The organism is Acinetobacter sp. YH12131, assembly GCF_013418635.1.
GTDB classification, from domain to species: domain Bacteria; phylum Pseudomonadota; class Gammaproteobacteria; order Pseudomonadales; family Moraxellaceae; genus Acinetobacter; species Acinetobacter towneri.
Map to the genome: position 1 here is coordinate 68,475 of NZ_VPBQ01000009.1, position 13,079 is coordinate 81,553.

A 13,079-nucleotide genomic window follows, 5' to 3' on the forward strand; every position below is an offset into this window, starting at 1 on the left:
ACTCCAAATGTTTATACAATAGTCATTTTAATCCAACGCAGACATAGCAGTCGGATCAATTAATCTTTGCCATAACTTGCAAACGACCTCACGGGTATCGTACCAGTCCGCAGCATTGACTTGCATGGATTGATTTGCAAGGGCTAAGCGGTGGCTTTCGGCTCGTTCACGGAGATAAGCTTGAATCAATGCTGTCGCATCGTCGCTGGATAAGCAACCTGTTTTTGCGGCATCTTCAAGGATTCTTACGTTGTCGGAATAATGGGCGAGATCAGGATTCGACCCACTCCAGGCTAATACCGCATACTGTGCCATAAATTCGATATCAACGATACCACCTGCATCCTGTTTTAAATGAAAAATTCCATCTTTTTTTTGCTCTTTAGATGAACCCAAATGATCTTTCATTTTTTGACGCATTTTCAGCACTTCACTGCGGACATAAGCTTCATCTCGCGGCTGGGTTAAAATCTGACAACGCAACACTTCAAACTTGTCACGTAAACATTGCTCACCCGCAATACTGCGCGCACGCACTAAAGCCTGATGCTCCCACAGCCACGCACTTTTCAGTTGATATTGCTCAAAGGCCCGTAAACTGGTCACCAATAAACCCGCATCTCCCGAAGGACGTAAACGGGTATCGACATCATAAACGCGACCATCTAAGGTTTGCGTGGTCATTAAAGACACAAATTTACGTGCCACCCGCATGGCAAATTCAAAACCACTGATCGGTTTAATGCCATCGGTATCGGCTTGTTCATCCATGTTGTGAATAAAAACCACGTCTAAATCTGAGCCATAACCAAGTTCAATGCCACCCACTTTGCCATAACCAATAATGGCAAAAGCGTTATGCTCCAAACCACAGCGCTGCCCTTCACTGTCTAGCGGATAACCATGTTTTTTGACAATCATCTGATAGGCCAGTTGCAGGGCTGCATTTGCGGTCACTTCAGCAATATCGGTTAACGCATCTGACACTTTCATTAAGTGGCTTTCTGCCAGTACATCGCTGGCCGCAACTGTTAATACGTTGGATTTTTTGAATAAACGTAGCACCCGCATGAGGTCTTCAACTTCATCCAGTTCAATGCGCAGCAATTGTTGGCGCAAAGAATCTTCCAAATCGCTGCGTTTTGGCAATTCAAAATCCATAGATAAAAATTCATCCAACAACACAGGATATTGCGTCAATTCTTCACAAATCCACGGGCTGACTGTGGCCATTTTTACCAAGCGTTGCAGTGCCCCCTTGCTTTCAATCAGCATGACCAAATACACGGTACGACGCAGAACAGATTCGACCAGTGGCATTAAACGCATCAATGCCATTTGTGGATTTTCTGACTGCAACACTGCTTCAATCAAGTGTGGCCAAAAGGTTTTTAAACGCTGTAAAGCTTTGGCGGTGAGTTTTTTAATGGCATGTCCATACCAGAACTCATGCACTAAATTTTTCGCTTGATCGTCTAGTACCGCATCGAGCTGTTTTTCTAGCTGACTGTAATTTTCCAGCAAAGAATCGGGTTCATTTTCTTTAATTAAATGCTCAAACTGATAAATGACTTTGACACGCTTTTCATTTAGGGTCTGCATAAAGCTGTCCCAATCGGCAAAGCCCAAAGTATCGCTAATGCGTGCGCGTAACTCAGGTTCAGTCGGTAAAGCTTGGCTTTGCTGATCATTCAAGGCTTGAATGGCATGTTCTACTCGACGCAGGAATAAATAGGCATCTTCCAAATCCAGTACGGCTTGTGGCTCTAGCAATTCAGCTTCGCCCAAATGGCGCAAACTCACCAAACACTGGCGGTCTTGTAATTCTAGTTTTGAACCACCGTAAATCAGCTGAAAAACCTGCACAATAAATTCAACTTCACGAATACCGCCCGCGCCCAATTTAATATTGTCTTCAATATTACGACGCTGCACTTCGCGCTCAATCATGGCTTTCATTTCGCGCATGGCTTCAAAGGCGGTGTAATCGACATATTTGCGGAATACGAAAGGTCGGGTCATTTCCAGCAGTTCATAACCTTCTTGCCCACCTGTGATAATACGTGCCTTAATCCAAGCATAGCGTTCCCATTCGCGTCCATGCTGGCTTAAATATTTTTCCAGTGCGACATGGCTAATCGCCAAAGCCGAACCATCACCCCACGGACGTAAACGCATATCGACGCGGAAAACAAAACCATCGGCGGTGATATGATCTAATAGATAGATCAGTTTTTGTCCCCATAAAATGCAGAATTGCTGCACTTCAATACACTTGCGTCCATTGGTTTCGCCTTGTTCATCAAAGGCAAAAATCAGGTCGATGTCGCTGGATAAATTCAGTTCCTGCGCGCCATGTTTGCCCATGGCGACCACAATCAGGTCTTGGACTTTACCGTTATACCCCATCGGTTCGCCATGCTTGGCGACCAACGGAATCCGCGCAAAATCTTTGGCTACTTGCACACAAATATCAGCAAAGTCTGAAAGTTCCTGCGTCAACGTCACCACATCGGTGAGTTGGTTGGCATCTTGCCAAATCCAGCGGAACATTAAACGCGCGCGTAAAATTCGCAGGGTTTTCATCCACAAGGTTTCATCTTGAATGTCTTGTAAAGTCGAAATCACCAATTGATGAATATAGTCTGCGCTCAGCGGTTTTAGAAATTGGTCAATTGCATAATCCTGCTGTAACAGGCTTTCGTGATTTGCCAAGACTTGTTCTGCATATTGACTGGCATGTAACGTTTTTTGCAATTGTTCCGCATTCATTTTTAAGACCTAAAACCCAGTTTTATTTTGAAATATTGTCAACCCATCTATTTATAGCAGCAGATGCGTCAAAGAAGAAAATAAAATTACAGCAATCTGCAAAATACCTCTTACTTAAAATGCAGCGATAAAAAAACCGAAGCCTAAACTTCGGTTTTATCTGCTTGATGCAATGCTTATTCAGCATCTAGCATTAATTCTGCGCTCATACCAACCGTGTTAAAACCTGCATCGACATACAGAATTTCACCAGTAATACCATTCGCCCATGGTGAGCAAAGGAATAATGCCGCATTACCAACATCTTCAATGGTCACGTTACGTTTTAAAGGTGCAACTTTTTCATTCAGGTCTAACATTTTACGGAATGATTTAATGCCCGATGCGGCAAGCGTACGAATCGGACCTGCAGAAATTGCATTCACGCGAATACCGTCAGCACCCAAGCTTGAAGCCAAGTAGCGTACACCTGCTTCTAAAGATGCTTTCGCCATACCCATGACGTTGTAGTTTGGCATCACACGCTCAGAACCTTGATAAGTCAAAGTCAATAAGCAACCTTGGCGTGCTTGTAATAATGGTTTTGCAGCACGTGCCATCGCAATAAAGCTATAAGCACTAATGTCATGCGCAACTTTGAAACCATCACGATCTGTAACATCGGTAAAGTCACCATCTAAAGTATGCGCAGGCGCAAAACCAATCGAGTGAACCAAACCATCCAAACCATCCCAGTGCTTTGCCAAGTCAGCAAAAGCTTGCTCAATTTCTGCATCTACGCCTACATCGCAAGGCAATACAATGCTTGAGCCAAATTGTGCAGCGAAGTCATCAACACGTTTTTTGAGTTTTTCATTCGGATAAGTAAATGCTAATTCTGCACCTTCACGATGCAATGCTTCTGCAATACCAAATGCGATAGATAATTTACTTGCAATACCAGCAATTAAAAAACGCTTACCCGCCAAAAGACCTTGTGCCATGTGAAACTCACCTTGATATATTTCGCAGTATCATGCCAATTCTGAACGCATAGTGAAATTGCATAATGCGCCTTTTTTTGCCGTTTATGTAAAAACTCAATGGCGATTCAAGTGAGTGATAGATGACGTCACATGATGATCTGCAAGTGGTGACGTACAATCTTGGTTAAAAACTTGCCCTACCACTTGGCATAATGCTGTTCAAGCAAGCCGTATTCGTTTAACAAAATAATTTCGGTATCGTCTTGTTGAATAGTACCACTAATTTTAGCTTGCCATTGGCTGAACTGACTGCCGACTAGACGCAAATTCAGGTTTTCATAACGGCGCCAACCTGTGCTGACAGTTAAATTCAAACGATGATCCAGTGAGCGAATGCTCCACGAGCCATCATCCTCAGGTTGGAACAACACATCTGTTAAGGGATACAGCACGCCATTAATCCACAAACAGTTTTCGTTGCCAAAACTTTCATTCACACCAGAAGCCAGATTCAAGCCTACACGACGGTCTTCGGTATCCCAAAAGTTGCACGACAACCAAAACCATGCTGTTTCAGGGCGTAAAAAACCGCAGGTATCATCTAAAGAAGCAAAGGTGCGTTCATGGAATTGAATGGTTTGTCCTGTTTTATTAACAAAATAGCCTTCACAGCCGAGTGTGGTCAGTTTTTGGGTGTAAGTCCAACCATTAATACCTGTTGGGCTACACATACTTAGCGGGTCTGTGCCTGCACAAAATATCCGCGCACTGAGTTTAATTTCACCATATTTTGTCACGCGGATATAACGCACACCATTGGCATGTTGAATTTCAATTTGAAATGGCGATTTTTCAAAAAAACTTTGATTAAATAACGGTTGCTCATCTAAAACCGTATTACGCGATAAAAAATTAATCGCATTCCATTCCTGCACTTCGCCCGTCATGTGATTATAAATATAGACAAAACCGTGCCCTGCCCAAGCAATATCGGCAATCGCAAGCCCAATGGTATAGTGTTCGTGCTGAATACTACAAAATTTAAACTTTTTATATTTTAAGCGTTTACGCCAACCCGACAATACTTCACCATACGGTGATTTATATTGATAAGCCTGATAATCAATTTTTTTGGGAAGTTCACTAAAACGTCCATAATGCGGTTGTCCATTCGCCTGAATTAAATCCATTGAAGACATTCCCTATTGTCTAAAAACAATTCATCTTTGGTCGTATTATGCCTACAAATGCATGTACAAAAAACCCGCAGCTTATGATTTTGTTCAAAAAACTATAAAAGCATAGATTGTTTTACTATTTTAAGGCTTGAGCGTTCACTAAATATACAAAATATAAATTAATAGATATCTTCCCCTCAATATTCTGAAGGTATTTAAGCATCAGCATTCAAAGTCAGATAGGTATTTTCCCAACGATTGCCTGAAAATGAGCCTTCAACCAACTGCACATAGCGACCATACACCTGATCTATGGCAATACAATCATCTACCTCTAAGACCCGATCGGTATGTTGTTTTTGCCAATGCTTAGCAAAATAGGTTTTACCACGCTGTTTTGCCACCATTGGATTTTGCGCCACCACCAAAACATAACGATGTAATTCGCCAAACTCACGCGGGTCATATCCACCCAAATTAATTAAATACAGTCGGTTTTCTGCCTGATTCGGCTGTGCATCGGTAAATTTTAAATAGTAGGATTTACCTTCAAACTCAACACCATTAATTTGCGCCCATGCGTCAATATGTAAACCTTTCGGCTCTGCAAACCAAGCCTGCTTGAGTTGCGGATAGGTCTGTTCTAAAGAATCGCCTACCGCAAGTACCACATCATGCACTTCAGTATTGGCTCGCACATGACGCCCGCCTAACATCACGATAAATAAACTGGGCATATCCGACTCCTACGCAAATTTCCTAAGCATGATGGCTTTTAAGGTTGATGCTTTTTAAGCATGATTGTTTAAAGTAGCGAGAATTTTTCAATCCTCCAAATAAAAAATCGTGCCGAATTGCTTCAGCACGATTGAATTGAAATGTAGCATGCTTTATTTCAAGCAGCTTGCGATTTACATATCGACCATTTCCACGCCATCAATGCGGGCAACAGTCATTAAGTCTTTATCACCACGACCTGAAACAGTCGCAATAATGATTTGGTCTTTATCCATCGTTGGTGCAAGCTTGCTTACATAAGCCATAGCATGCGAGCTTTCTAAAGCAGGAATAATCCCTTCAATGCGGGTTAAATCACGGAAACCTTGCAAGGCTTCTTGGTCATTGATTGGCACGTAATCGACACGGTGCATATCTTTCAGGAAGCTGTGCTCTGGCCCTACACCTGGATAATCCAGACCTGCAGAAATAGAGTGAGTTTCAATGATCTGACCTTGTGCATCAGACATTAAATAAGTACGGTTGCCGTGTAATACGCCCACGTGCCCTGCGTTCAATGGTGCAGAGTGTTTGCCTGTTTCAATGCCTAAACCTGCGGCTTCAACACCGTACATTTTCACTTCGGCATCGTTTAGGAATGGATAGAACAAGCCCATGGCGTTAGAGCCACCACCTACACAAGCCACCAATGCATCAGGTAAACGACCTGCCTGCTCTTGAATTTGGCGACGCGCTTCACGACCAATAATCGACTGGAAATCACGTACCAATTGTGGATATGGGTGTGGGCCAGCGACCGTACCAATCACGTAATATGTAGAGTCAACATTGGTGACCCAGTCACGCATGGCTTCGTTCATGGCATCTTTTAAGGTTTTTGAGCCACTTTCTACAGGTACAACAGTTGCACCAAGTAAACGCATACGGTACACGTTCATGGCCTGACGCTTGACGTCTTCTGCACCCATGAACACCACACATTCCAAGCCTAAACGAGCGGCAATGGTCGCGGTTGCTACACCGTGCTGACCCGCACCTGTTTCGGCAATAATGCGTTTTTTACCAGACAACTTTGCCAGTAATGCCTGACCAATGGTGTTATTCACTTTATGTGAGCCTGTATGGTTCAGGTCTTCACGCTTTAAGTAAATTTGCGCACCACCTAACTCTTTAGACCATCGCTCAGCATAATACAAAGGACTAGGACGACCTACATAGTAGGCGAGATCGCGGTCGAATTCTGCCAAAAACTGCGGATCATCTTTCATGCGGAAATACAATTTCTCTAAATCTTGTAAAGCCGCCATCAGCGTTTCTGACACAAAACGTCCGCCATGGATACCAAAATGCCCTTTTGCATCTGGGAATTGGGTATAGTCAATCACTGGGTTATTGTGATTTGTACTTTGCTGATCCACGTTGGACTCCTTGCATGAAGTTTTCTATGAGTTGTTGGTCTTTAATACCTTTTGCAGACTCAACTCCGCCACTGACATCAACGGCATAGGCATGAGTCGTCTGAATTGCATCTTCAATATTTTCAGGGTTTAAACCACCCGCCAAAATTAAAGGAATATCGAGTTTGGGGAATTTTGACCAGTCAAAACTGTGTCCTGTTCCACCTTTGAGTTCAGGATGCCACGCGTCTAATAATACTGCGCTTGCACCTGCTTGTTGATAGCTTTTTATCGCATCCAACACATTTAAATCGGGTTTGACCTGAATGGCTTTGTACCATCGACGTCCAACTTGCTGTGCTATTTGCTGACATTGCAAGGGTGTTTCATCGCCATGAAATTGCAAAATATCTAAAGGCACTTGTTTCAATACAGTGGCAATTTCATCTGCCGTTGCATTGACAAATAAACCGACCACTTGCACATAAGCGGGAATGTGTTGCAGCAAGCCTTGTGCTTGTTTAATGCTCACATTGCGCGGACTTGGAGGATAAAACACCAAGCCAATTGCATCTGCACCCGCATGCACAACACTGTTTATATCTTGAATTCGCGTGATTCCGCAAATTTTGGCACGGGTACGCATCGTTTTGGACTCTAATCCTGATTTTCAATCTTCATTTTGCTGATCTTGCTGTGCGTGACTTTTAAATTTAAATTGTCTGTTCACACTAACAAAATCAGATATTGGGGCGAATCATTGTAATGCAATTTTAAGGGGTTGAGTGAAGTTCAGGCGGATTATTCTGCATTTCCGTTGTTTAAATGGCATACAGACTTTATACTTCGCGCAAATGCAACGAGTCCTAGCTTTGAGCTTTAGGGAAGTTGGTGAAAGTCCAACACTGCCCCCGCAACGGTAACCATGAAACGTATATCAATTTAAATCTTATGATTTACACCACTGTATGAACAATATGGGAAGGTGGATATACAGCGAAGCAATCATAAATTAGAAGATGCTTGGCACATTGAAGTCCGGAGACCTGCTTGTTGTGCCCTTAACTCAATCATTCACGTGGGGTGAATGTATGGAGCAAAGTCATGTCTACTCTTTTTCAGCCTACTGCTTTAGTGGGCGCAATTGCGCTTGCAATGGGTTTTTCAACTTCAGTTTTTGCTGCAGAATCGCAAGATCAGCGTGTGGTGAATGCTGCTTTAGATACGCTTGTTGTTACTGCTTCACGTAGTGAACAAAATATTAAAGATGTGCCTGCACGGATTAATATTATTGAGCCAAAAATTCTGGAACAGTCCCCGATTGCATCACTGCCTGACTTATTAATGACTGACCCAGCGATCACAGTTGTTCAAAGCGGCGGTTATGGTCAAGCATCATCTATTTTCTTACGTGGAGCCGAATCTGATCAAGCATTAGTCTTGCGTGACGGTGTGCGACTAAATTCAGCAACCTCTGGCGCTGCTTCGCTTCCATTTATTGATACAACCGACATCAAGCAAATCGAAGTTCTTAAAGGCCCAGCATCTGTTCTATACGGTACAGATGCAATTGGTGGTGTTGTACAACTTATCACAAAAACACCAACTAAAAACAGTGCTTTCATCACTGGTGAAATGGGTGAAAACAATACCTATAAAAGCATCATCGGTGCAGACTTCGCCCAAGACGGTTATTATGCTCAGGTTCGCGGTCAGCGTTTAGAGACTGATGGCACACCAGTAAAAGACTCAAAAAATGCGTCTAATGCATCCTTTGATCAAAAAGGCTATAGCGCAAAGCTGGGAATTGAACAGGATGGCTATGTTGCATCTGTCGATTTCAGTGAGAACCAAGGAACAAGTCAATACGATAATAACGGCAACAACATCAGCCAAGATTTTAAAAATCAGATTATCAATTTAAAAGGCCGTGTGAATCTCAATCCTAATCTTTCTTTAAATGCTCGCTTATCACAATTTAAAGATGATATTGATCAAAACAGTTCAACTGATTTCATTCATAGTAAAACTCAAGAAGCTGAGTTGTATGGGCAGTGGCAATTTACGCCTCACCAGAATATTTTATTAGGTAGCACTTACAGAGAAACTCAAGGTAATGTGATTTCTTATGGTTCTCCTTATAAAGGTGATATAGATTCTGCTGGTTATTACATACAACATCAATATCAAAACAATGGGTTAAATACACAGCTTGGTCTACGTGTTGAAGATAATGAAAAGTTTGGCACACATACTGCTGCACAAGGTGCCGTACGTTACCAACTGCTGCCATTAACCAGTATTTACGCCAATATTGGTTCTGCATTTAAAGCGCCAACGTTGAATGATATGTACGCCTACGGTGGTAACCCAGATTTAAATCCAGAAGAAAGTATTTCTTATGAAATTGGTTTAGATCAGAAATTGGCTTACAATATTTCTACTGGATTTTCGTTGTATTCGACAAAAGTTGATAGCTTAATCGATTATGACAATACCAAAAACTTAATGGAAAACATTGATAAAGCCAAAATGGAAGGTGGTGAAGCCTACATCAAGTGGCAAGATGACAACCTATATATCAATCTTGGCTATAACTATGTTGATGCAAAAGACGAAAAAACGAATGCTAGTTTAAGCCGTCGTCCGCGCCAAAGCGCAGCTTTAACTACTGGCTGGGCTGATGACAAAATTGGTTTTTCTACCACACTAATGGCAAATAGCTCATACGACAACAGCGCCTATGATGATATTACGATTCCAGGGCATCTCAGAATTGATATGCACGGTTTCTATAACATCAATCCAAATATGAAAGTTTTTGCAAACATTCAGAATATTGGTGATACAGGTTATAAAACCGCTTACGGTAGCGGCAGCTACTACATCAACGGCGGTCGCCTCGCTTCAGCAGGTGTAACTTTCCGCTACTAAAACCCGCATAACAACAAAAACTTTAAAACAGCGCAGTTTATGGATAATGTAATGACCGACATTATCCTTTTTTATTGCGCCAGCTTTTATTTCTTACAACCAAGTAAACGCAACTTTCACTTTCAAACAAGGAACGATCATGGGCCACCGTTTAAGCAAAATCTACACCCGCACAGGCGATTCAGGCACAACAGGACTGGGCGATGGCTCACGTGTCGCCAAAGACGACTTACGCATTCATGCACTGGGCGATGTCGATGAACTCAATGCCTGCATAGGCGTATTGCGCTCACAAATTACACATAGCAACATTCAAGACAAAAACACTTGGGACAAATCGCTTAGCCTGATTCAGCACTGGCTATTCGATTTAGGCGGTGAAGTCTGTATCCCCAATTACCACCTCGTACAACCGCTTGCAATTGAGTACCTAGAACAAGACATTGACCGTATGAATGAAAGCCTGCCAATGCTCAAAGAATTTATTTTACCTGCAGGTACATTGGCATGCAGTTATGCACATCAAGCTCGTGCTGTATGTCGTCGTGCAGAACGCAGTTTAATGACCGTACACAACCGTGATCAAAATATTCAGGCACCGTCTTTGCAATTACTGAACCGACTGTCTGACTGGCTATTTGTCGCATCTCGCAGCTTGCAACGTGCCGAAAGAGGCAGCGAAGTGTTATGGCAAAAGAACATCAACGACAGTATTGGTAACTGACATCACACTCTAGAATCGGAAACTAAAATAAAGCCCTGATTTTGCATCTAAAAAATCACGTCGGATGCTGCTTGAAATTTCACACCATCCGACCAAAATAAGAAATGTCATCTCTTTGTCACGTCGTACTTGCAAAATGAAAGCAAACTTTCAATTCATGGGCACATTATGCGCATAATTGGTCATCGTGGTGCGCGTGGCGAAGCGCCTGAAAACACACTCGGTGGTTTTGAATATATTCAAAATATTGGCATTCGAGCGGTTGAGTTTGATGTGCGTCAACTCAAAGACAATGCCTTAGTGGTTATGCATGATGATCAATTCATTCGCACCACAGGACAAGACAAAGCACTGTATGAATGTAGTCTGGAAGATTTAAACCATTACAATCATGCGGTGATGTGGTCGGACTGGAATAAAGTCGAAACCACGCCCCTACTCAATCAAACCATGACCATTATTCAAAATTTTGATCATATTGAAGTAGAAGTCAAAGCGGTCAACTCGCATGCCGCTGCCGAAAAAATTACCCAAAGTTTAGAGCAACATTTGAAGGGTTTTGAACACAACGCCATCATCACCAGTTTTGATCCGAAAATTCACTGGGCTTTGCAACAACAAAAATCACGCTTTAAACGCGGTTTATTGGTTGAAGATGATCTGCAATATCAAGCCATTGATCAGGCTTTAGAATTAGGTTGTTGCCAAATTGGTTGGATGAACGAACTCGCAACCGGTGCGCTCATTCAAGCCACACAACAGGCCAAACTGAATATCAGCGTTTGGACAGTCAACCAGATTGAACGCGCCAAACAGCTTAAAGATTTAGGGATTCAGGGTTTAATTACCGATTATCCTAAACTGATGATGCAACACTTGTAAGCGGTAACCTTAAGCATATTGATGAATAAATAAATGATTTATCGTGCTTGTTTGGCTACCGTATATCATATTTCCGTAAAATCTCGCAGATACCATTATATTCTGTTACCACCCAGTACAATACAACTGTACAATAATGCTGTGATCGTGAATACGCTCATGCTAATATGCGAAAAAATTAATCCCTAAAAAATTTAATACTATGATTTCAATCTATAGATCGGTCATAGCGTTATAACGGATTAAGCGTCCATTTATACCTCCCAAGGTTCTAGGAGTGCTGTTGGAGATGAATGCTCCCTTACCCAAAGCCCCAATCAACTGGATTGCCATCTTTGCACTGGTTTTCTTACCTATTGTTGCAGTGATCGCGATTCCTTGGTATGCCTATCACCATGATTTTAGCTTAGCCGCTTGGATCAGCATGTTTGTATTACTTGGCGTAAGTAGCTTGGGTATTACAGCAGGTTATCACCGTTTATGGGCACACCGTGCTTATGAAGCTACCCTTCCCTTGAAAATCATTTTAATGATTATGGGAACATTTGCCGTTCAGAACAGTATTTTGTTCTGGGGTTCAGGTCACCGTACCCATCACCGCCATGTCGATGATGTCGAAAAAGACCCGTATTCAATTAATAATGGTTTCTGGTTTGCGCACATGGGCTGGATGTTACGCGACTATCCTGCCGCAGAGCCAAACTTTAAAAATGCGCCAGACTTGTTAAATGACAAGTTGGTGATGTTCCAACACAAATACTATATTCCGCTCGTGATTGCAGTTCACGTTGGCATTTTGGTGCCAATTGGTTGGGCTGTAGGCGATATGTGGGGCGTGTTGTTATTGGGCGGTTTAATGCGTCTGATTTTAAGCCACCATGTTACCTTCTTTATTAACTCGCTGTGCCACATGTGGGGTTCGCGTCCGTATACTGACGAAAACACCGCGCGTGATAACTTCTGGTTAGCAATTGCCACTTGGGGCGAGGGCTATCATAACTATCACCATATTTTCCAGTACGATTATCGTAATGGCGTAAAATGGTGGCAATATGACCCAACCAAATGGTTAATTTGGACATGCTCAAAGTTGGGCTTAGCGAAAAACTTGCGTCGTATTCCAAGCTTTAATATTAAAAAAGCAGAATTGGCGATGCGTTTTAAATATGCAGAGCAAGACTTGGCAGTTTATGGTCACAATGTAAATGATGACATTGGTCAAGTTAAAAGCCGTCTTGCGCAAGAATATGATGCCTTTACCCAAACCCTGAACGATTGGGCAAAGTTAAAAGAGCAAGAAATTCAGGCGAAAAAAGCGTCTGTAGCTGAAAAAATTCACCAAATGGATGACAAATTAAAAGTTGAATTCCAGTTGGTTGAACAGCGTCTTTCACACCATCGTGAAACATTGAACTTGCTGATGCGTAACCTAAAAAAGAACCCTGTATCTGAATAAACCTCTGTTCTGATGCACTGCGAAAGCCCTGAC

At 42.4% G+C, this 13,079-nt stretch carries 10 protein-coding genes and 1 riboswitch; of the genes, 4 read left to right on the forward strand and 6 right to left on the reverse strand.

Features of this window, described 5'->3' with window-relative positions; genetic code table 11:
• Nucleotides 1–27 precede the first annotated feature (27 nt).
• The 6 genes from glnE to FTU66_RS08430 all read right to left on the reverse strand — a co-directional run bounded on the left by glnE (nt 28) and on the right by FTU66_RS08430 (nt 7,696).
• Nucleotides 28–2,772 (reverse strand): bifunctional [glutamate--ammonia ligase]-adenylyl-L-tyrosine phosphorylase/[glutamate--ammonia-ligase] adenylyltransferase, encoded by a 2,745-nt coding sequence (gene glnE, locus FTU66_RS08405; protein ID WP_096901524.1) that lies wholly within the window; start codon nt 2,770–2,772, stop codon nt 28–30.
• Between the two features lie 176 nt (nt 2,773–2,948).
• Nucleotides 2,949–3,755, reverse strand: a complete 807-nt coding sequence (locus FTU66_RS08410; protein ID WP_004975071.1) for an enoyl-ACP reductase — start codon at nt 3,753–3,755, stop codon at nt 2,949–2,951.
• Between the two features lie 179 nt (nt 3,756–3,934).
• Complete coding sequence (locus FTU66_RS08415) at nt 3,935–4,927, reverse strand: DUF2804 domain-containing protein (protein WP_004975070.1); 993 nt, start codon at nt 4,925–4,927, stop codon at nt 3,935–3,937.
• A gap of 203 nt (nt 4,928–5,130) precedes the next feature.
• Nucleotides 5,131–5,652, reverse strand: coding sequence for a DUF1543 domain-containing protein (locus FTU66_RS08420; RefSeq protein ID WP_180112626.1), 522 nt, complete (start codon nt 5,650–5,652; stop codon nt 5,131–5,133).
• Nucleotides 5,653–5,826: 174 nt separating this feature from the next.
• Nucleotides 5,827–7,071, reverse strand: a complete 1,245-nt coding sequence (trpB, locus tag FTU66_RS08425) for a tryptophan synthase subunit beta (RefSeq protein ID WP_096901527.1) — start codon at nt 7,069–7,071, stop codon at nt 5,827–5,829.
• A complete protein-coding gene (locus tag FTU66_RS08430; RefSeq protein ID WP_180112627.1) occupies nt 7,043–7,696 on the reverse strand; it encodes a phosphoribosylanthranilate isomerase in 654 nt (217 codons plus the stop codon). Before FTU66_RS08430 ends, trpB begins: the two co-directional genes overlap by 29 nt.
• Before the next feature lie 198 nt (nt 7,697–7,894).
• Nucleotides 7,895–8,119: riboswitch (cobalamin riboswitch) on the forward strand.
• 35 nt (nt 8,120–8,154) lie between these two features.
• Here FTU66_RS08430 and FTU66_RS08435 point away from each other — a divergent pair.
• From FTU66_RS08435 to FTU66_RS08450, 4 genes are all read left to right on the forward strand, one after another.
• On the forward strand, nt 8,155–9,984 hold the full coding sequence (locus FTU66_RS08435) for a TonB-dependent siderophore receptor (RefSeq protein ID WP_180112629.1): 1,830 nt from the start codon (nt 8,155–8,157) through the stop codon (nt 9,982–9,984).
• A gap of 139 nt (nt 9,985–10,123) precedes the next feature.
• Nucleotides 10,124–10,708: a cob(I)yrinic acid a,c-diamide adenosyltransferase gene (locus FTU66_RS08440; protein ID WP_154320365.1), complete on the forward strand. Its 585-nt coding sequence runs from the start codon at nt 10,124–10,126 to the stop codon at nt 10,706–10,708.
• A gap of 168 nt (nt 10,709–10,876) precedes the next feature.
• Nucleotides 10,877–11,590 (forward strand): glycerophosphodiester phosphodiesterase, encoded by a 714-nt coding sequence (locus FTU66_RS08445; protein WP_004975054.1) that lies wholly within the window; start codon nt 10,877–10,879, stop codon nt 11,588–11,590.
• 289 nt (nt 11,591–11,879) lie between these two features.
• On the forward strand, nt 11,880–13,046 hold the full coding sequence (locus FTU66_RS08450) for an acyl-CoA desaturase (RefSeq protein WP_104852484.1): 1,167 nt from the start codon (nt 11,880–11,882) through the stop codon (nt 13,044–13,046).
• Nucleotides 13,047–13,079 lie beyond the last annotated feature (33 nt).

What these genes read in the sequence shown, in the direction of transcription:
- glnE (WP_096901524.1), bottom strand. Translation starts at nt 2,772, where the DNA reads ATGAATGCGGAACAATTGCAAAAAACGTTACATGCCAGTCAATATGCA.
- FTU66_RS08410 (WP_004975071.1), bottom strand. Translation starts at nt 3,755, where the DNA reads ATGGCACAAGGTCTTTTGGCGGGTAAGCGTTTTTTAATTGCTGGTATT.
- FTU66_RS08415 (WP_004975070.1), bottom strand. Translation starts at nt 4,927, where the DNA reads ATGGATTTAATTCAGGCGAATGGACAACCGCATTATGGACGTTTTAGT.
- FTU66_RS08420 (WP_180112626.1), bottom strand. Translation starts at nt 5,652, where the DNA reads ATGCCCAGTTTATTTATCGTGATGTTAGGCGGGCGTCATGTGCGAGCC.
- FTU66_RS08430 (WP_180112627.1), bottom strand. Translation starts at nt 7,696, where the DNA reads ATGCGTACCCGTGCCAAAATTTGCGGAATCACGCGAATTCAAGATATA.
- FTU66_RS08435 (WP_180112629.1), top strand. Translation starts at nt 8,155, where the DNA reads ATGTCTACTCTTTTTCAGCCTACTGCTTTAGTGGGCGCAATTGCGCTT.
- FTU66_RS08440 (WP_154320365.1), top strand. Translation starts at nt 10,124, where the DNA reads ATGGGCCACCGTTTAAGCAAAATCTACACCCGCACAGGCGATTCAGGC.
- FTU66_RS08445 (WP_004975054.1), top strand. Translation starts at nt 10,877, where the DNA reads ATGCGCATAATTGGTCATCGTGGTGCGCGTGGCGAAGCGCCTGAAAAC.
- FTU66_RS08450 (WP_104852484.1), top strand. Translation starts at nt 11,880, where the DNA reads ATGAATGCTCCCTTACCCAAAGCCCCAATCAACTGGATTGCCATCTTT.